Genomic DNA, 18,860 nt, shown 5'->3' on the forward strand with positions numbered 1-18,860 from the left:
GCGATACAGCGCGGATTTTTCCGGATGACTGCCCCATGGCAAGTGGTCAGCGCTAGGAGCGTGGTTTGCACGGTCAGCGACCAGAAATGTCTGGCTGTTTTCAGCTTGACGCTCCCGCGCACCATCCTGAAGGGCCCTTGCCGGTTGGCGCTCAGGGCTGCCAGTCATGGTAGGGCTGGTGCACCGCGGCATAGGCGCGCGCCAGCTCACCACTGGCGCGGGCGGCGGCAATCGCCTTGCTCAACACCTGGTTGACATAATTGCCACGCTGGTTGCAGGAAAGAAAGATCACATCCGGGTAATCGTCGAAATGGGCGCGGTGCACATGATCCAGCCTGAATTTGCGGATCAGGAAATCCGCTTCCTCCTGCGCCCAGATCACCCCGTCTATCCGCCCCTGATTAAGCATTTTCAGCGAGCGCTCCAGATCCACCACGCTGTCGGTGTGAAAGCCCCAGTTGGTGGGTGGCGCTGCCAGCCGGTATTTGTTGAGATTGGCCATGTCCAGCAGCGCCGCCTTGTCCAGCGGCCTGGCCTTGTTGCTGTACAGCACAAAGCTGACCTTGCCCAGCATCTCATGAGCAAACTGATAAGGCGTCTGATTGTCCGCGCCATCGCGGATTTTCATGATGGGAAAACGAAAATCGGCATTCTGGTCGTTGATGTCCAGATAGACCCGCCGCACCGGCTCGATGCTGAGACTGATCCGCCCCGCGGGGTAGTACTTGTTCACCACCCTGATCAGGTTGGCAAAGGGGCTGTCCACGGCATTTTCCAGCACTTGCGGCAGAAACACCGCAATGCCGTGGATGTCCGGCCTATCATAAGCCGCCGGGCCATCCGGCGTGACCGTACCATTGCAAGCCTCCGCCGCCACCGGTAACAGGCCGAGCAGGAGCACTCCGCGCATGACCATCCGCCACATGAGACCACACCCTCCAGCCGCTTGCGATAATGCGTATTAGCATCAATCCGGCGCCGGTGCCGGACAAAATCCGCGCCGCGACGAGCCGTCATGGCGTTGGCAGAGCGGCTCAGTCCCAGGCCAGCCACTGCTGCAGGTAATGGTGCGGGTCCAGTCCCCATTTGCGCTCATCTTCGTAACGCAGCACCCGGTCGCCGCCGCCAAAGCCGAAATGCCGGGCCAGATCGATCAGGTGCGGCTTGATGTGCAGCTTGTTCTGCATATTGAAAAACGCCAGCACCTTGGGGCTGGTGAGATCGTCGTAGTTATGCTCCACCACCACCGCCAGCTTGCCGCTTTCCAGTGAAACCAGGGTGCCCACCGGATAGATGCCTATGCTTTTGACAAAATCCTTCACCTGCTGCGGATTGAAATGGTGCTTGCTCCATTCGAATATCTTGCGGATCGCCATCGGCGGCGTCATGCCCAGGTGATAGCAGCGGTCGGAAGTCAGCGCATCATAGACATCGATGATGGCGGCCTTCTGCCCCAGGCTGCTGATCTGCTCGCCCTTCTTGCCGAAGGGATAGCCGGTGCCGTCATAGCGCTCGTGATGCTCCAGCGCCGGCAGGATCACATCGCTGGACAATTCCGGATATTGCTTGAGCACGCTCACGCCATAGCCGACATGCTTGCGCATGGCCTCGAATTCGATATGGCTGAGCTTGCCCGGCTTGTTGAGTATCTGCGAATCGACATAAATCTTGCCGATATCATGCAACATGCCGCCAATGCCGGCATCCATCACCTCCTCGTTACTCAGGCCGCTGTCATGCTGCAGAATCATCAGCAGCACCCCGACACTGATGGAGTGGTGAAAGATATAACTGTCCTTTTCCTTGATCCGCCCCAGGATGTTCAGGGCATCCGCGTTGCGGCGTACCGAATCGGCCAGCTCCTGCGCCACATCGCGCACCGGGTCCATGTTCAGCTTTTTGCCCAGCTTGGCATCCAGCAGGATGCTGTGGATGGTGGCATGGGCACGATCCAGAATGGCCTTGGCCCGCGGCAACTCCGCGCCCAGCTCCGCCGTCACCGCCTGACTCGGCTTTTCCACCAGGATATCCAGCAGCGCATCGTCGATGGACTGGTCCACCTCCGACTTCAGCTGCGCCTCACTCACATCGCTGCCCTTGCGGGTATCGATGTAGAACTCCATGATCCCGGCATCGCGCAGCTGCGCGATCTGCTCTTCCCGCTCGACCCGGAAACGCGTCAGCCAGAAGGGGTGAGACATCCAGCCACAATCCAGATCGGCGATATACATGCCCAGGCGCAGCTGGTCGATACTGATCCTCTTGATGTATTCAGCCATTGCGCGTACCGGGTGCCACTTCGAAATAGCTCACCATCTGCTTCAACTGCGTGGAAATGGTATGCAGCTGGGCCGACATGGAATACGCCTCGTGGGTTTCCATGCGGTTATCCACCACCAGTTCGCTCAACTGCTGGATCTTCTCCAGGAAGTCATTGAAGGTATGGCTGCGCAACTGTTCCAGACAGAGGATGTCATCCATGTCGTTGCAGATGGCCTCCTGCAAGGCGGCATCTCCGCCGGCCAGCGCCAGCACGCTCTGGATGGCGGCACGCACATGGTCCAGCCTGTCCTTGATTTCCACGGTGGTATTCATTTCAAACAGCGATTTGGCCTCGATCAGCTTGTCATGCTGGCAATCCAGATGGTCACTGATCTCGAACAGCGCGGTATTCAGCGCCAGGCAATGCTGATCGATATGCTCGGACATCAGCAGCAGCTCATCCATCACCACCTTCAGATGCATCTGCATGGTGGCACTGGAGCGGATCAGATGCCCGGTTTCGCCGGCCCCGGTCAGCTGGACTTCGCCGGTCAGGTCGCCCTCGGCCATCTTGTCGAAATTGTCGATGGCCATTTCCAGCGGATGCACGATGCTGCGCATGAAATACCAGCCAAACAGCAATACCAGTGAAATGCCGAGGAAAATGCCGGCGAGCGAGATGTTTTCGATCAGCGCGTTGCGTTGCAGATGATGGCTGACCCGGCGCGATGCCGCTTCCAGTATCGTGCTGCGCAGATTGGCAATTTCCGTTTGCAGCTCACCGGCCACCGCGCTGGCACGCTCCTGCGCCGGGCCATCGCCGGCATGCGCCAGCCCCTGCAGCGTGCTCAGCTTGACCAGGTCTTTCTTGATCTCGTCGACACTGGCGCGGTAGTTCTCGTCAGCCGCCAGGTCATTGAGCCGGGCGATATTCTCATCCACCGACTTGAGCACCGGTGCCACCGGGCCGGTATTGCGTTTCAGGTTTTCCACTTCGCTGTGCAGATCGCCCAGCACCACGACGTTCTGCAGCACATGCTGGTTCTGATACACCAGCTGCTCGCCGCCCTGGCGGATGCCACCAATGCCCAGGTAGCCGCCCACCACCAGCAGCAGCATGACAAACAGCGAACCCAGCAGATAGCCGGAGTGGATGGACAGGATGCGCTTCAGCTTCAGGCCGGACTTTTTCTTGGGCACCTCGCCCCGGTACAGTTTTTCTGCCGCCGCGATCTGCTGCTCGGTCGCCATGGTGCGTACCGACATGTAGCCGATGGTCTTGCCCGCCTTGCGAATGGGCACCACGGTGGCTTCCACCCAGTAACTGCCACCGTCCTTGGTCAGGTTTTTCACGATGCCACGCCACAGGTCGCCCGCTTCCAGCGAGCTCCACAAATCGGCAAACGCCCAGGCCGGCATGTCGGGATGGCGCACGATGTTATGCGGCTGGCCAATCAGCTCTTCCCGCGCATAGCCGCTGATGCGCACAAAGGCATCGTTGGCGTAAGTAATCATGCCGCACAAGTCGGTCTTGGAAACAATGGCCGATGTTTCCCTGGCGGCATCCGCCAGCATTGCGTCGTCATTAAAATTAATCATTACACTTCCTGCCAAATCTTCTTGATGGAGAACATTGCCACCTTGCATTTACCCAGGGAAATGCTGCTCTGGATGGCAAATTCGGGCTGTCTGATATCACGCAATACCGGATCGGCCTTGGGAAATCCCTTGGCATCCGACACCACGTACACTTCCGGGTTTTTCTTGTTCTGGCAGTAGCTTTTCACGATGCCCACCTCGCCATTGTTCAGCTGTACCAGCGAACCGGGCGGAAAGATGCCGATTTTCCTGATCAATACCGAAATATGCTTTTCCAGGCAGAGGCTGCCCTTGCTGACGAAAATTTCCTTCAGGGAGTTGCCGGGCAGGATGCCGCTGCGCCGCTGGTTGGCCACCACCATGCCGGCATAGGTATCGGCCAGGCTGAGGATCATGGAAAACTCATGCAGCTCGTCATTTTTCTTGCCATGCGGATAACCACTGCCATCCGGCTTTTCATGATGCTCGTAGACATAGCGCAGCCATGCCTCGTTATGGATGCCATGCTTGCGCAACATGCGTACCGCAGAAACCGTGTGCTCCTTGATGCGGCTGTATTCATGATCAGACATGATCTCCAAATGACTGGACGTATGATCAAAGTGGTAAAGACTGATGTCGCGGGTAAGCGCCGCACAGACCAGGGGTAATAACTGCGCGTCGTCATCGCAGGACTGCACGGCGATCAGGTAAGCAACGGCAGCACCCAGCACATGCTTGACCGGGCGGGTTTCCCGGCTGCTCTGGTTCAGATAGAGCGCCGCCAGCACGGCATCGCTGTTGCGCTTGAGCAGCTGGATCAGTTGCCGTGCCCGCTGCCACACCAGGTCCTCGATACGGGACAGATTGCTGGGCGGGCTGAGCACGATCTTGTGGATGCGGGAGATCGAGGTGATCAACTCGGTGGCCAGTACAAAAACGGGTTCGCGCACCGCCCACTCGTCACGCTCGTCCTCATTGGCCGCCTCATTGCTTTTTTCTTCTGCCGGGTTTGGCTCACCGATGTAATAACCGCGATGGACGATTTTCTCGGCCACCCCCGGCATGGAAATGACGATGCCCTTGCGCAGGATGAGATTGTTATTGGCATCGTAAATGGACCACTCGAGTGGTTTGTTGACCGGGAGGTCGGATAAGCTGGCTCTGCGCAGTAGCTTAACCATCAAATTTCCACCTCTTGCAGACCAGGCGTCCGCCAAGCATGCCGCCGACATGGACCGTCATATGCTGTTCATTGGGTAAATTCATGATTCAGTTTCAAAAATCCAAATATTTTAAAAGTGGTTAAATTTCTGTTTAAAATTAACCCAATTTTCATTGCGCGAGTATTTCAAATACATATGTCATCAAATTTGACAATCATCAAATTTTTGGGAAATCGCGGGGAAAAGGACGAGTCTGCAGCCACTGAAAATCCATTTCTGCAACAGGTGCGGATCGTGCTGCGGCCAGACCGGCTCAGGCCATCGAGCAGCAGCACGTCAGCCAGCGTCGGCAAGGCATTGAAATTGCATGCAATGCCCTGGCGCGCCCCAGGGCCAGGACGCCCCGCCACAGACCGAGCCGCGCCGGCTCGGGTCGATGCCCAGCCACTGTGCGGCGCTGCCAGTCGGGATAAATGAACACGACAGCCACAGGCCATCCTCACCCCTGCCGGCTGGTGGAGCGGCTGCTTTGCTCTGTTACAGGATGGATATTGGCTGGCGCGGAAAATTAAATACCATGGGCATTAATGACTGCCACGGGGAATGACAGCAGCTAGCGAGCCGGACGCAAGCGAGCGCGGGCAGGATCTTGTGCGCAGCCCGCAGCCGGCGCCAACAGCCGACCAGGCATCCCGGCAGGCGGGCGCAACATCGGGATGCCATTCCGGGCGCTCAGTCCAGCCAGGGATGTGCCGCCAGCCAGCGACCCAGCTCATTGTCATTGGCGCACTGCAGTTTGCTGAAGATATTGGCACGATGGGTTTCCACCGAGCGATGGCCACAAGGCGGCACCAGGATGCGGGCGATCTCCTTGTTGGGCTGACCGAGGCCGACCAGCCGGGCCACCTCGCGTTCACGCGGCGTCAGCTCTGCCCAGCGTTGCAGCGCCTGGGCGCGGGCGCGCGCCAGGGCGATGGCCGCCGGCAGCTTGTCCAGCAGCTGCTGGGTATCCGGCTTTTCCACCCAGTCGTAGGCACCGCGCCGCACAGCCTCCAGCGCGGTGGGAATATCGCCATGCGCCGACAGAAACAGGGTGACCAGCGGGCTGTGTGCCGCCAGCAGCTGCTCAAACACGCTCAGCCCGCTCATCCCGCCCAGGCGCAGGTCGAGAATCACGCAGCCGGGCTGGCGCAGGTTGACCGCGCCAAGAAAATCCTCGCCCGAGGCAAAGGCCTGCACCGCCAGCCCCTGGGAAAACAGCAGCAGGATCAGCGAGCGGCGCAATGCTTCGTCGTCGTCGACCAGAAACAGGGTCAGTGGCAAATCGTTCATGGTTCCACCGGTAGGGTAAAAGTAAACACCGCGCCACCGCCGGCACGGTCGTCAACCGTCATGGCACCGCCATGCGCTTCGATGATGGTGCGGCAGATATTCAGCCCCAGCCCCAGCCCGTCCGGCTTGGTGGTAAAGAACGGGGCAAAGATCTGTTCGCGCTGCTCGGGGGGAATGCCCGGCCCCGAGTCGGCCACGCTGATGCTGACCAGCTGCTCCACCCGCTGGCAGGCCAGGGTAATGGTGCGGCAGGGTGCCGGCTGGCCCTGCATGGCGTGGAGTGCGTTGTGGATGAGATTGACCAGCACCTGCTCCAGCAGCACCGTGTCACCGCGCACCGGTGCCGCCGCATCGTCCAGCAGCAGTTGCAACTGCACGCCGTGGCGTTGCAATTCCGGCTTCAGCAGCAACGCCGCATGGGAGATGACATTCTCCATGCGCAGGCTTTCGTAGTGCGCCCGCTGCGGATTGATGAACACCCGCACCCGCTTGACGATTTCACTGGCGCGTCGCGACTGCTCGACGATTTCGTCCAGCGTGCCGGCCAGCATGTCGGTGGCGCCCTGCGCCGCCAGCGCCCGTGCGGCAATGGCGAAATTGGACAGGGCCATCAGCGGCTGGTTGAGTTCGTGCGCCAGGGTGGAAGCCATTTCCCCCACGCTGGCCAGCCGGGCGCTACGGGCCAGCCGCAGCTCCTGATCGCGCTGGCGCGCTTCGGCCTGCTTTTGCGCGGTGATGTCCACCACCGAGCTCATCCAGCCGCGGTGCACTCCTTGGGCATCCACCAGTGGCGCGGTGTACACCATGGTGATCACATCCCGTCCGTCCTTGTGGCGGATGCGTGACTCGAAGCCCTGCGGGGTGGCTCGCCCCTGCAGCACCTCGTCGCTCTCGCGAGCCTGTTTTTCCAGATCATCCGGATGCCAGTAGGGATAAGGCGGACGGCGCCCCAGCAATTCTTCCGCCTCATAGCCCACCATGGCGCACAGTGCCGGATTGACATAGATGATGGTGCCGGCTGCATCGCGGGCGCGCATGCCCACCAGCAAGGAGTCTTCCATGGCCTTGCGGAAGCTGTGCGCCTCTTCCAGATCCCGCGTGCGTTCTTCCACCCGGCGCTCCAGTTCCAGCCGCGCCGCGCGCTGTTCGACAAAGCGCTTCTCGCGCAGCCGCCAGTACAGAATGCCCAGCAGCAGCAGCGCCACCGCCAAGGCGCTGAGCATGAGCGCAGCCTGCCGTGCCTGCACCACCTCCTTCATGTCGGTGGTTACCGTCAGGGTCCAGCCCAGCTCCGGCAGCGGGGTATCCAGCGCAAACAGCTCGCGGCGCTGGCCTTGCACCGTGGTATGCAGGACAAAGCCCCCGGTGTCGGCCGCCGGCTCACGCCGCCAGGGCAGCACGGCAAAACGTTCGCGGCTGCCATACTGGCGATGGCTGCCTATCCAGCGCAAATCCGCCGCTGACACCGGCTGGATGCTGTGAAACAGCCATTCGGGCACGGCACTCAGAAAGACAATGCCATGGCCATCGCGCAGCACCACCGGGTCGCTGCCGCGCATCCACGCCGCCTGCAAGGGCTCCAGGCTGATCTTGACCGCCACCACCCCCAGGATGACGCCATGCACCCGCACCGCTTCGGCAATGAACAGGCCGGACTGGCCGGTGGTGAGGCCAAGGCCGTAAAACAGGCCACGCTGGCCTTGCAAGGCGTTTTCAAAATAGGGGCGCTGGCGATAAGACTCGCCGACAAAGCTCGACGGCAGCTGCCAGTTGCTGGCCGCCAGTGTCAGCCCGGCACGGTCGATCAGAAACAGGGCCGCCGCACCGGTAGTGCGCTGCAAATCAGCAAAGTAAGCATTGACCCGCCGCTGCAAGGCGGCATCGTGCGGGGTGCTGAGCAAGGCTTGTACATCCGGATGGCGGGCCGCGGCATAAGGCAGGAAATCATGCTTTTCCACCAGGCCCCGCAAGCCCAGCACATGGGCGGCGGCGGCCTGGCGCAAGGCCACCGTCTTGGATTGCAGCTCGTGCTGCGCAGCCCAGTTGCCCGACGCCACGATCAGAACAAGCGCGCCGGCCAGCGTGAGCAGCCTGCGCCAGTGGCGTGCATTGAACCAGGCAAGCATGGCATTTCCCACAAGGCAGAGCAGACGAACATAACAGCTGCCCCCGCGCTTTGGAACACTTCTCCGTAGTTTTACGGAGAGGGGCGCGACGAAGTTGCGGATGCCCGCCCGCCCCATGGCTGCCATAGTAAAAGGGCAAAAACGGGGGAGACCTGCCCGCCCCCGCACAACAAAAGGAGACCATCAATGAGCACCGCTTCCACCAGGCCGGCCAGCGACGGCCAGACCGGCGAACGCATTTCCGCCAAACGCTTGCGCGCCATCTTTGTCGGTTCCGCCGGCAATCTGGTCGAATGGTTTGATTTTTACTGCTATTCCGCCTTCGCCCTGTATTTTGCCAATAGCTTCTTCCCTGCCCAGGATCCCACTGCCCAGCTGATGTCCACCGCCGGCATTTTTGCCCTCGGCTTTTTCATCCGCCCCATCGGCGGCATTTTGTTTGGCCATATTGGCGACCGCATGGGGCGCAAGACCGCGCTGATGGCCTCGGTGCTGCTGATGTGCTTTGGCTCCCTGCTGATTGCCTGCGCCCCCACCTATGCCTCGGTCGGCATCCTGTCGCCCTGCATCCTGCTATTGGCGCGCCTGCTGCAGGGCCTGAGCCTGGGCGGCGAATACGGTGCCAGTGCCACCTATCTGTCGGAAATGGCTGCGTCCAGACACCGTGGTTTCTACAGCAGTTTTCAGTACGTCACCCTGATTGGCGGCCAGCTGCTGGCACTGATCCTGCTGCTGGTCTTGCAGAAATTCCTGCTCAGCGCCGAAGAACTGCGCGCCTGGGGCTGGCGCATTCCCTTTGTCATCGGTGCCGGGCTGGCTATCCTGGCCCTGCGCATGCGCCACAACATGCCGGAAACCCAGTCGTTTGAAACGGCGCGCAAATCAGCCAAGGCAATGGGTGGGCTGCGCCAACTGGCCCAGCACCCCAAAGAGGTCCTGCTGGTGGTGGGCCTGACCATGGGCGGCACGCTGGCCTTCTATGTCTACACCACCTATATGCAGAAATTCCTGCGCCTGTCGGTGGGCCTGACTGATATGCAAACCACAGCGGTATCTGCCGCCTCGCTGCTGTTCGCCATGTGCCTGCAACCGCTGTATGGCGCGCTGTCCGACCGCATTGGCCGCAAACCGCTGCTGATCGGCTTTGCCCTGCTGGGCACCCTGTTCACCGTGCCGCTGCTCACCGCCATCCGCCATGCCAGCGGCCCTTGGGAAGCCTTTGGCCTGATCGCCTGCGCCTGGATCATCGTCTCCGGCTATACCTCGATCAATGCCCTGGTGAAGGCCGAGCTGTTTCCCGCCACCATTCGCGCCACCGGGGTGGGCGTTCCCTACGCCTTTGCCGTATCGGTATTTGGCGGCACCGCCGAATACCTCGCCTTGTGGTTCAAGTCCATCCACCTGGAAAGCGGCTTCTACTGGTATGCCACGGCGGTGATCGCGTGCTCCTTGCTGGTTTGCTGGTTCATGCGCGATACCGCGGCCCATTCGCAAATCGATGCCGAAATCAAAGGACAACAAGCAGGATAGCGCGCCCTGATGGCGTTAGCGCTCAGCACGGCACCGTCTCCCCAAACAGGGGACACGGTGCTTTTTTTGTGACCTCAGCCATTCTTCAAATCAGATCATCGCCCGGAAATGTTCAGGCAAACCGCCTGCAGCCTGCCCGCACAAGCTGCGCCACATGACACCCGGCCCGCCACCGGGGGCTGCAGCCCGTTCAGGCCAGCGCCCACCCGTATAGAGTATTCGCCAGCAGCACGGCACAGCGGTTATTCTCCCATCATGCAGCGTGACTGAATGATGGAAAACAAGCCGATATCGGGTAGCGACCATGTTTTGGGAGAAAAATCTGTGAATGCAATCAGATGCATGAGCATCGGCAGCCGTTTGATTCTGGCTTTTGGCATGTTGTTACTGACCTTGATTCTGGTGGCCGCCTTTGCCCTGCACCAGATGACCCAGCAAAAAAACATCACGGCCACAATAGTGGAGGATCAGTCCTCGCGCGTGGCCCTGGCCAATGAATTGAAAACCGATGCACAAGCCGCGGCGCTCCCCCTGTTGCAGCTGCTGGTGACCAGTGAGCGGGATGCGCGGATTCCCCTGTACAAAAACATGGATGAAATCAATGCCGCCGCGGCCAAGGCACTGGAGAATTTGCGCAAGGCCAGTCCGGATGGCGGCAACAAGGAGGCACTGGACCAGATAAGCGCACTGTCCTCAGCCTACCGGCACGCCTTTCAGGACACGGTGGAACAAATCGAACTGGATGGCCCGGCATCGGCACACCAGCATTTTCTCAGCCATACCCAGCCGGCGCTGAAAGCGCTGCTGGGGGCGGTGGATACACTGCTGGCCAAGGAACAGCAGGCCATGAAAGATGGCCAGCATGCCCTGGTGCAATCCGAGGCCAATGCCCGCCTGATGGTCATGTCCATGACGGTGGCGGCCATGGTGCTGAGCGTGTTGCTGGCCTGGGTGGTGACACGCAGCATCACCCTGCCCCTGTCCGAGGCGGTGGCCTTTGCCAGCCGGGTGGCCACCGGCGATCTGGATCATCAGCTGCATGTGCAAGGCAAGGACGAGACTGCCGTGCTGGCGCGCGCCCTGATCACCATGCAAAGCGCGCTGTCCAAGCTGATCGGCTCCATTCATGCCTCGGCGCACAGCATGCGCCAGGCGGCAGAGCAGATGAGCCTGCCGGTAGAACATGTACAAGCCAGCTCAAAGGCGCAGCACGAGGCGGTGGCCCAGGTGACACGCACCACCGCCAGCTTTGCCCACGAGGCAAAGGACATCGCGCTGACCGCCGGCAGCAGCCGGCAGCAGGCCGAGGCCGCACGCGATCTGGCCTCGCAGGGCTGCGAGCTGATCAACACCGCGTCCAATGAAGTGACCGGCATTGCCGCCACCATTTCCAAATCCGCCAATGCGGTCGATACCCTGCGCGAACGCGCCATCTCGGTACGCGCACTGCTGACCACCGTGAAGGAAATCGCCGACCAAACCAATCTGCTGGCCCTGAATGCCGCCATTGAAGCGGCCAGAGCCGGCGAAGCCGGCCGGGGATTCGCCATTGTGGCCGACGAAGTGAGAAAGCTGGCGGACCGCACCTCCAAGGCCACCACCGAAATTGATGATGTGATTGATGCCATCGACAAACAAACCAGTGTTGCCATCCAGCAAATCGATCTGGGCCAGCAAGAAATGCGCCGCGGTGTCGAGCTGATCGAGGGAATGGTGCAGCCGCTGAACCAGTTACGGGAAGGCGCCGAGCAGTCGCTTGGCCGGCTAGACCAGCTGGCCACCACCCTGTCGCGCCAGATGCAGGACAGCAGCACCATCGCGCAAAGCATTGCCGAGGTGGGGAATATGGCTTCGGACAATCTGCAGGCCACTGCCGCGGTAGCCCGGACATCGCAATCGCTGGACAACCTGTCCGCCGAATTGACCAGGGAACTGCAACGCTTCCGGCTGGCGCGCTGACAGGGCGGGTGGCAGCCACGGCCGCCGCCCGATTGTTGCGCTCAGGCACACGCTGGCCGTGGCGCGCTGCAGAGTGCTTGCGCCATACTCGGTGCTGGCCAATGAATGGGGAAATACGCTGTGGACAGATTCGCCGCCATGGAAACCTTTGTCTGCGTCGTAGAGGCCGGGTCGTTTTCTGCGGCAGCACGACGCCTGAGTGTGGGGCAACCCGCCGTATCCAAAACGGTGGCCCAGCTGGAAGAACACCTGGGCGTACGCCTGTTGACCCGCTCGACGCGCGGCCTGAGCCCCACGGAAGCCGGACTGCATTTTTTTGAGCGGGCCAGGCTGGCCATCCAGGAAGCGGATGCTGCCGAACTGGCGGCGCGGGGCGCGGCCGGCAGCCTGTCTGGCCGCCTGCGTGTCTCTGCCGCGGTCAGCTTTGCCCGGCTGCATGTTCTTCCCGCCCTGCCCCGCTTTCTGGCTGCCCATCCCGCGCTGGAAGTGGATGTCATTCTGGATGATCGTAATGTTGACCTGATTGAAGAAGGCATCGATGTTTCGCTGCGCATGGGCAGCCTGGGCGACTCCACCATGACCGCACGCAAGATCAGCCAGTCACCGCGCCTGGTGGTGGCAACGCCCGGCTATCTGGCAGGCGCAGGCCGGCCAGACAGCCCGGCAGACTTGCTGTCCCATCAGGTGATCGTCTATCTGCAAGGTCAGCGCAATGCCACATGGACCTTCCGCCAGGGCAGTAGCGAGGCATCGGTCGCGGTGCATGGCCGGGTACGGGTCTCGGCCGCAGAGGGCGTGCGTGCCGCCGTGCTGGCCGATATGGGGCTGGCCATCGCTTCGGCCTGGATGTTCGCGCCAGAACTGGCCAGCGGTGCCGTCGAGCCGGTGCTGCCCGACTGGCAGCTGCCGCCAGTGGAACTCTGGGCGGTTTTCCCGAATGGCCGCCTGGCCAGCAGCAAGGCGCGGGCCTTTGTCGATTTCGTGGCCGCCGAACTGGCTGCAGCGCGGGCCTGATGCGGGTGACGACCCGCTTCATTCCTCGCAGGAATAGCTGATAGTCGGAGCCGCCGTCTTATCGGCAGGTCTGCTCCGGGACAGAATGGCCCCATCCCCGCCGTGGGGCACATTCAACCCAGAGGAAAACAGCATGAGCACCATCAATGTTCCCGAGCGCGAACAAGTCGCACCGGCCAATCAGGCCATTTTCGACAGCCTGCAAAAGGCACTGGGCTTTGTGCCCAATCTGTATGCCACCTTTGCTCACTCCGATACCGCACTGGCCACCTATCTGGCCCTGCAAAATGCCAAATCCTCGCTCAGCGGGCGCGAACGGGAGGTCATCAATCTGGTGGTCAGCCAGGTCAACCACTGCCGCTACTGCCTGGCCGCCCATACCGCCCTGGGCAAGATGCACGGTTTCACCGACGAACAGATCATCCAGATTCGTCGTGCCGATATTGATTTCGATCCCAAACTCGCTGCCCTGGCCGCTTTTGTCAAACAGGTCGCCGTGGCTCGTGGCCATGACAGCGAGGCCGCCAGAACCGCCTTTTTTGCTGCCGGTTACAGCAAGGCCAATCTGATCGACACCCTGATGGTGGTGGGAGACAAGATCATCAGCAATTACCTGCACAGCGTGACCGACATTCCGGTCGACTTCCCGGCTGCCATCGACATCGACGACTGAAGCCGGCACGACGCGCAGCCCGTCCGGCCATGGAGGAGAGCAAACAGACCATTACGCACGGCATGGCAGCACCCTGCACCACCATGCCCGTGGAGTCATCATGCGCTTATCAGCACAACTAGACAGTCTCCAGGCGCGCTGGCGGGCCAGCGCAGGACAAGACATTGCCAACACCATCAGCCAGGACAATGCCCGCCTGCTGGCCAGCGCAGGACAAGACATTGCCAACACCATCAGCCAGGACAATGCCCGCCTGCTGGCCAGCGGCATGATCGAGCACGCGCTGAAAGCGGGCGCCCCCTTCCCGGACCTGGCCTTGTCCGACGCCAGCGGCCAGCGGCTACGCATCTATGACTTATTGGCCAAAGGCCCGGCCATCATCACCTTCTATCGGGGTGGCTGGTGCCCCTACTGCAGCCTGGAGCTGCGCGCCTATCAGCACGCCCTGGCCGAGATACAGGCGGCAGGAGGCCAACTGATCGCCATTTCCCCGGAAACACCCGAGCACAGCGCAGACACCGCCCAAAGCAATGCCCTGAGCTTTACCCTGCTCAGTGATGCGGGAGGCCAACTGGCCGCAGCGCTGGGTATCCGGTTTGAGATGGCAGCGCCGATCATCCGGCTGTATCAGCAGTTCGGGCATGACCTGCCGCAGCACAACGGCGATGGCAAATGGTCCTTGCCCATCCCTGCAAGCTATGTGCTAGACCGCGCTGGACTGATCCGGCTGGCCTTTGTTGATCCCGACTACCGCCAGCGGCTGGAGCCGGCAGAAGCCATCAAGGCGCTGCAAGGACTGGCCTAGCCCCACCAGCAGTCCTCTCGCCAGCCGCTTGCCTGGGCGAGCAGGCAGGCAGCACAGCCTGTCGCAAAAACAAACAGCCCGGCAGGTCTCCCGGCCGGGCTGTGCTGCACACTTTAATTGTTAATGACTGGACTTTATTGTCTGTGCTGCAACTTTATTGTGCGCAAACACCAGTCACATCACTCGGGCTTGCTTACTCCACCGTCACGCTCTTGGCCAGATTGCGCGGCTTGTCCACGTCGGTGCCACGCGCCAGGGCGACGTGATAGGCCAGCAGCTGTACCGGAATGGTGTGCACAATGGCGGACAGTACGCCAACATGGCGCGGGGTGCGGATCACATGCACGCCGTCGGATTCGCTGAAATGGCTGTCCAGATCGGCAAATACGAACAGCTCGCCGCCGCGGGCACGGACTTCCTGCATATTGGACTTCACTTTTTCCAGCAGCGCGTCGTTGGGGGCAATCACCACCACCGGCATGCTTTCATCCACCAGTGCCAGAGGGCCGTGTTTCAGCTCACCGGCCGGGTAGGCTTCGGCGTGGATATAGGAGATTTCCTTGAGCTTGAGCGCGCCTTCCAGCGCGATCGGGTAGTGCAGGCCACGGCCGAGGAACAGGGCGTTTTGCTTGGCGGCAAACTTGTCGGACCAGGCCTTGATTTGCGGCTCCAGATTGAGCGCATGCTGTACCGAACCCGGCAGCTGGCGCAGCGCTTCCTGATAATCATGCTCGGCTGCTGCATCCACGCGGCCGCGCAGCTTGCCCAGCGTCACCGCCAAGGCAAACAGGCCGACCAGCTGGGTGGTGAAGGCCTTGGTGGAAGCCACGCCGATTTCAGCACCGGCGCGGGTGTAGAACACCAGTTCGCTGGCGCGCGGAATGGCGGACTCACGCACATTGCAGATGGACAGGGCCATGCTGTGGCCCAGTTCCTTGGCGTATTTCAGCGCTTCCATGGTGTCCAGCGTTTCGCCGGACTGGGAGATAGTCACCACAAGGTGTTTGGGGTTGGCAAAGGCGTCGCGGTAGCGGTATTCGCTGGCGATTTCCACATCGCAGCTGATGCCGGCGATGCTTTCAATCCAGTATTTGGCAGTCAGACCGGCATAGTAGCTGGTGCCGCAGGCCAGGATTTTCACCCCCTCCACTTGCGGCAGCAGTTCGGCGGCACGCGCACCGAACAGGCCGGCGGCAAAGCCGTTTTCCAGCACCGCTTCGATGGTGTCGGACAGGGCCTTGGGTTGTTCGTGGATTTCCTTTTGCATGAAGTGGCTGTACGGGCCCAGTTCCAGCGAAGCCAGCGATACGTCGGACACATGCACAGCACGTTCGATCACCTGATCGTTCTTGTCATGCAGTACTACGCTGTCACGGGTGAGCAGGCCGATATCGCCCTCTTCCAGGAAGATGACGCGACGGGTGGCGGACAGAATGGCAGACACGTCGGAAGCGATGAAGTGTTCACCCTCGCCCAGCCCCACCAGCAGCGGGCAGCCCATGCGGGCGCATACCAGTTCGTCCGGACGGTCCAGCGCGATGACGCCGATGGCGTAAGCACCGGTCAGCTCGCGGGTGGCTTGCTTGACTGCATCAAACAGGCTGACGCCGCCCTGATAGTAGTGATGCACCAGGTGGGCGATGACTTCGGTGTCGGTCTGCGAGGTGAAGGCATAACCCAGCTCCTTCAGGCGCTGACGCTGTTCTTCATGGTTTTCGATGATGCCGTTATGCACCACGGCAATCTTGTCGAAGGAGATGTGCGGGTGAGCATTGTGCTCGGTCACACCGCCATGGGTGGCCCAGCGGGTGTGGCCGATGCCAAGCTGGCCTTGCAGCCCTTCCGCTGCGGCGGCGGCTTCCATTTCCGCCACACGGCCGACACGGCGCACGCGGCTGATGGCATCCCCGGTATGCACGGCAATACCGGCGGAATCATAGCCGCGGTATTCCAGGCGCTTGAGGCCATCCACCAGAACCGGAACCACATTACGCGCCGCAATGGCGCCGACGATGCCACACATTATTTTCTCCTTGCACTATCGTTGCCGGCAGGCGCGCAGATCAGCGTGATGCCCTTGGCCTGAATGATGTCCCTGGATGCCGCTGGCAGTGCCTCGTCGGTAATCAGGGTATGAATGGTGTGCCACGGCAATTCCAGATTGGGAATGCGGCGGCCGATCTTGTCCGACTCCACCATGACGATGACTTCGCGCGCCACTTCCGCCATCACCCGCGACAGGCCCACCAGTTCGTTGAAGGTGGTGGTGCCACGTTCCAGGTCGATGCCGTCGGCACCGACAAACAGCTGGTCGAAATCGTAGGAGCGCAATACCTGCTCGGCTACCTGGCCCTGGAAGGATTCGGAGTGCGGGTCCCAGGTGCCACCGGTCATCAGCAGCGTGGGTTCGTTTTCCAGTTCGCGCAGCGCAGCGGCCACATTAAGCGAGTTGGTCATCACCACCAGGCCGCGCTTGCTGCCCAGCAGCGGAATCATGCCGCTGGTGGTGGTGCCGCTGTCGATGATGATGCGGTTGTGATCGCGAATGCGTTCGGCCGCTGCACGGGCGATGTCCAGCTTGCGGTCGGATACCGCCCCCACTTCCGGCTCCACCGCCATTTCGCTGGGCAAGGCCACGGCACCGCCGTAACGGCGCAGCAGCAGGCCGCCGGTTTCCAGCAGGGCCAGGTCTTTGCGGATGGTGACTTCGGAGGTGGCAAAGCGCTGGGTCAGTTCATCGACACTGACTTCACCACGCTCTTGCACCAGGGTGGCAATGGCATGGCGGCGCTGCTGGGTGTTTCGTTTGGTCATGCGTGGTTTCGTTTCGAAAGTTTGCCGATGATAGCAAGGCGAAATGGCATTGGCAATGAAACAAAACAACAAAACTGTTACTTTTCTTTCGAACCGAAAGAAAACTGACAACATTGAAAGATAATGGACAGCAAAAACCCGGCGGCTTCCATACAGGAAACACACCGGGTGTCGGCAGTGTACTGGCCAGCCGCTTCAGCTCTTTTTCTGCGGTCGCTTCCAGCCGGCAATGGTCACCTGCCGTGCCCGTGCCACGGTCAGGGCATCGGCCGGGGCGGTGCGGCTGATCACCGAGCCCGCCCCCACCGTGGCACCGCTTTCCAGGGTGACCGGGGCCACCATCAGCGTACCGGAGCCGACAAACACATTATCCTGAATCACCGTCTTGAACTTGTTCACGCCGTCGTAATTACAGGTCACCGAGCCGGCTCCCACATTCACCTTGCTGCCGATTTCGGCATCGCCGATATAGGTGAGGTGATTGACCTTGGAACCCAGGCCAACCGTGCTCTTTTTGATTTCGACAAAATTGCCGATATGCACTTCATCGGCCAGCACCGCACCGGGGCGCAGACGGGCATACGGTCCGAGGCGGCAATCTGCTCCGACCACGGCATCTTCCAGATGCGAGAAGGCGGCAATACGGCTACCGGCGGCAACCTTGACGTTTTTCAGCACGCAGTTGGCACCGATCTCGACATTGTCGCCCAGTTCCACCACGCCTTCGAATACGCAGTTGACGTCGATGCTGACATCGCGGCCATGCAGCAGCTGGCCACGGATATCGATACGGGCCGGGTCCGCCAGCGTGACACCGGCGGTCAGCAGCGCACGCGCCTGGTTCTGTTGCAGGATGCGCTCCAGCTCGGCCAGTTGCAGCTTGTTGTTGACCCCAGCGGCTTCCCACGAGGCCGACACGCTGGCGCTTTCCACCGGGATGCCTGCGGCGACGGCCAGTGCCAGCACATCGGTCAGATAGTATTCACCCTGGGCATTGCCATTGCGCAAGGCATGCAGCCAGTCGCCCAGATGGCGGTTGGGCAGCACCATCATGCCGGTATTGATTTCGCGGATGGCCAGCTGTTCCGGCGTGCAGTCCTTGTGTTCGACAATGGCCTTGAGCTTGCCATCGGCACCGCGCAGCATGCGGCCATAGCCGCTGGCATCATCCAGCACGTCGGTCAGCACCGCCATGCCGTCGCCAGCAGCGGCAATCAGCTGCTGCAGGGTTTCGCTACGGGTCAGCGGCACATCGCCATACAGCACCAGGGTCTTGCCTTCGCTTGGCAGGGCCGGCAGCGCCATTTTCAGTGCATGACCAGTACCCAGTTGTTCGGCCTGCTCGGCCCAGACAATATCTTCATCCTTGATGGCTTGGCGTACCTGTTCGCCGCCAAATCCGTACACCACGACCAGCCGCGCCGGGTTCAGGCTGCGAGCGGTGGAAATCACGCGGGCAAGCATCGGCGCACCGCCGATGGGATGCAAAACCTTGGGTTTGGCGGAGTACATGCGGGTACCCTTGCCTGCCGCCAGAATGACAATACTGAGGCTGTCCATGCGAGCTCTTTACTGGTCAAAAATAATGCAGAAATGAAAAA

General features: G+C 61.0%; 14 protein-coding genes. 5 read left to right on the plus strand and 9 right to left on the minus strand.

Annotated features, from left to right (window positions below; translation table 11 throughout):
- Window positions 1-151: 151 nt before the first annotated feature.
- The 6 genes from DFR38_RS12340 to DFR38_RS12365 all read right to left on the minus strand — a co-directional run bounded on the left by DFR38_RS12340 (window position 152) and on the right by DFR38_RS12365 (window position 8,464).
- Window positions 152-910 (minus strand): hypothetical protein, encoded by a 759-nt coding sequence (locus tag DFR38_RS12340; protein ID WP_146215975.1) that lies wholly within the window; start codon window positions 908-910, stop codon window positions 152-154.
- Window positions 911-1,034: 124 nt separating this feature from the next.
- Window positions 1,035-2,279 carry an HD-GYP domain-containing protein gene (locus DFR38_RS12345; protein WP_059284978.1) on the minus strand — a complete coding sequence of 415 codons (1,245 nt, stop codon included), beginning with the start codon at window positions 2,277-2,279 and terminating at the stop codon, window positions 1,035-1,037.
- On the minus strand, window positions 2,272-3,861 hold the full coding sequence (locus DFR38_RS12350; RefSeq protein WP_158527735.1) for a methyl-accepting chemotaxis protein: 1,590 nt from the start codon (window positions 3,859-3,861) through the stop codon (window positions 2,272-2,274). Before DFR38_RS12350 ends, DFR38_RS12345 begins: the two co-directional genes overlap by 8 nt.
- Window positions 3,861-5,024, minus strand: coding sequence for an HD-GYP domain-containing protein (locus DFR38_RS12355; protein WP_059284976.1), 1,164 nt, complete (start codon window positions 5,022-5,024; stop codon window positions 3,861-3,863). Before DFR38_RS12355 ends, DFR38_RS12350 begins: the two co-directional genes overlap by 1 nt.
- A 714-nt stretch (window positions 5,025-5,738) precedes the next feature.
- Window positions 5,739-6,338, minus strand: coding sequence for a response regulator transcription factor (locus DFR38_RS12360; protein WP_110313469.1), 600 nt, complete (start codon window positions 6,336-6,338; stop codon window positions 5,739-5,741).
- Complete coding sequence (locus DFR38_RS12365; RefSeq protein ID WP_211310759.1) at window positions 6,335-8,464, minus strand: sensor histidine kinase; 2,130 nt, start codon at window positions 8,462-8,464, stop codon at window positions 6,335-6,337. The genes DFR38_RS12360 and DFR38_RS12365 overlap by 4 nt, the downstream gene beginning before the upstream one ends.
- Window positions 8,465-8,650: 186 nt before the next feature.
- Here DFR38_RS12365 and DFR38_RS12370 point away from each other — a divergent pair, with 186 nt between their 5' ends.
- From DFR38_RS12370 to DFR38_RS12390, 5 genes are all read left to right on the plus strand, one after another.
- Window positions 8,651-9,994 carry an MFS transporter gene (locus tag DFR38_RS12370; protein WP_059285287.1) on the plus strand — a complete coding sequence of 448 codons (1,344 nt, stop codon included), beginning with the start codon at window positions 8,651-8,653 and terminating at the stop codon, window positions 9,992-9,994.
- A gap of 342 nt (window positions 9,995-10,336) precedes the next feature.
- Window positions 10,337-11,953 carry a methyl-accepting chemotaxis protein gene (locus DFR38_RS12375; RefSeq protein WP_059285288.1) on the plus strand — a complete coding sequence of 539 codons (1,617 nt, stop codon included), beginning with the start codon at window positions 10,337-10,339 and terminating at the stop codon, window positions 11,951-11,953.
- Window positions 11,954-12,073: 120 nt separating this feature from the next.
- On the plus strand, window positions 12,074-12,967 hold the full coding sequence (locus DFR38_RS12380) for a LysR family transcriptional regulator (protein WP_059285317.1): 894 nt from the start codon (window positions 12,074-12,076) through the stop codon (window positions 12,965-12,967).
- A 133-nt stretch (window positions 12,968-13,100) separates the two neighbouring features.
- Window positions 13,101-13,640: a carboxymuconolactone decarboxylase family protein gene (locus tag DFR38_RS12385; RefSeq protein ID WP_059285289.1), complete on the plus strand. Its 540-nt coding sequence runs from the start codon at window positions 13,101-13,103 to the stop codon at window positions 13,638-13,640.
- Between the two features lie 100 nt (window positions 13,641-13,740).
- A complete protein-coding gene (locus DFR38_RS12390) occupies window positions 13,741-14,445 on the plus strand; it encodes a peroxiredoxin-like family protein (RefSeq protein WP_059285290.1) in 705 nt (234 codons plus the stop codon).
- 193 nt (window positions 14,446-14,638) lie between these two features.
- Here the strand turns inward: DFR38_RS12390 and glmS are convergent, their stop codons facing one another.
- The 3 genes from glmS to glmU form a co-directional block, all read right to left on the minus strand.
- Window positions 14,639-16,468 carry a glutamine--fructose-6-phosphate transaminase (isomerizing) gene (glmS, locus tag DFR38_RS12395; RefSeq protein ID WP_059285291.1) on the minus strand — a complete coding sequence of 610 codons (1,830 nt, stop codon included), beginning with the start codon at window positions 16,466-16,468 and terminating at the stop codon, window positions 14,639-14,641.
- A complete protein-coding gene (locus DFR38_RS12400; RefSeq protein WP_059285292.1) occupies window positions 16,468-17,259 on the minus strand; it encodes a DeoR/GlpR family DNA-binding transcription regulator in 792 nt (263 codons plus the stop codon). Before DFR38_RS12400 ends, glmS begins: the two co-directional genes overlap by 1 nt.
- Before the next feature lie 195 nt (window positions 17,260-17,454).
- The gene (gene glmU / locus DFR38_RS12405) at window positions 17,455-18,819 is read right to left on the minus strand and encodes a bifunctional UDP-N-acetylglucosamine diphosphorylase/glucosamine-1-phosphate N-acetyltransferase GlmU (RefSeq protein ID WP_059285293.1); all 1,365 of its coding nucleotides are present in this window, start codon (window positions 18,817-18,819) and stop codon (window positions 17,455-17,457) included.
- Window positions 18,820-18,860: the final 41 nt, after the last annotated feature.

The sequence above is a fragment of the Aquitalea magnusonii genome (genome assembly GCF_003202035.1).
Taxonomy (GTDB): Bacteria; Pseudomonadota; Gammaproteobacteria; order Burkholderiales; family Chromobacteriaceae; genus Aquitalea; species Aquitalea magnusonii.

Coding starts and splice junctions, on each gene's coding strand:
- DFR38_RS12340 (WP_146215975.1), bottom strand. CDS start 910: ATGCGCGGAGTGCTCCTGCTCGGCCTGTTACCGGTGGCGGCGGAGGCT.
- DFR38_RS12345 (WP_059284978.1), bottom strand. CDS start 2,279: ATGGCTGAATACATCAAGAGGATCAGTATCGACCAGCTGCGCCTGGGC.
- DFR38_RS12350 (WP_158527735.1), bottom strand. CDS start 3,861: ATGATTAATTTTAATGACGACGCAATGCTGGCGGATGCCGCCAGGGAA.
- DFR38_RS12355 (WP_059284976.1), bottom strand. CDS start 5,024: ATGGTTAAGCTACTGCGCAGAGCCAGCTTATCCGACCTCCCGGTCAAC.
- DFR38_RS12360 (WP_110313469.1), bottom strand. CDS start 6,338: ATGAACGATTTGCCACTGACCCTGTTTCTGGTCGACGACGACGAAGCA.
- DFR38_RS12365 (WP_211310759.1), bottom strand. CDS start 8,464: ATGCTTGCCTGGTTCAATGCACGCCACTGGCGCAGGCTGCTCACGCTG.
- DFR38_RS12370 (WP_059285287.1), top strand. CDS start 8,651: ATGAGCACCGCTTCCACCAGGCCGGCCAGCGACGGCCAGACCGGCGAA.
- DFR38_RS12375 (WP_059285288.1), top strand. CDS start 10,337: ATGAGCATCGGCAGCCGTTTGATTCTGGCTTTTGGCATGTTGTTACTG.
- DFR38_RS12385 (WP_059285289.1), top strand. CDS start 13,101: ATGAGCACCATCAATGTTCCCGAGCGCGAACAAGTCGCACCGGCCAAT.
- DFR38_RS12390 (WP_059285290.1), top strand. CDS start 13,741: ATGCGCTTATCAGCACAACTAGACAGTCTCCAGGCGCGCTGGCGGGCC.
- glmS (WP_059285291.1), bottom strand. CDS start 16,468: ATGTGTGGCATCGTCGGCGCCATTGCGGCGCGTAATGTGGTTCCGGTT.
- DFR38_RS12400 (WP_059285292.1), bottom strand. CDS start 17,259: ATGACCAAACGAAACACCCAGCAGCGCCGCCATGCCATTGCCACCCTG.
- glmU (WP_059285293.1), bottom strand. CDS start 18,819: ATGGACAGCCTCAGTATTGTCATTCTGGCGGCAGGCAAGGGTACCCGC.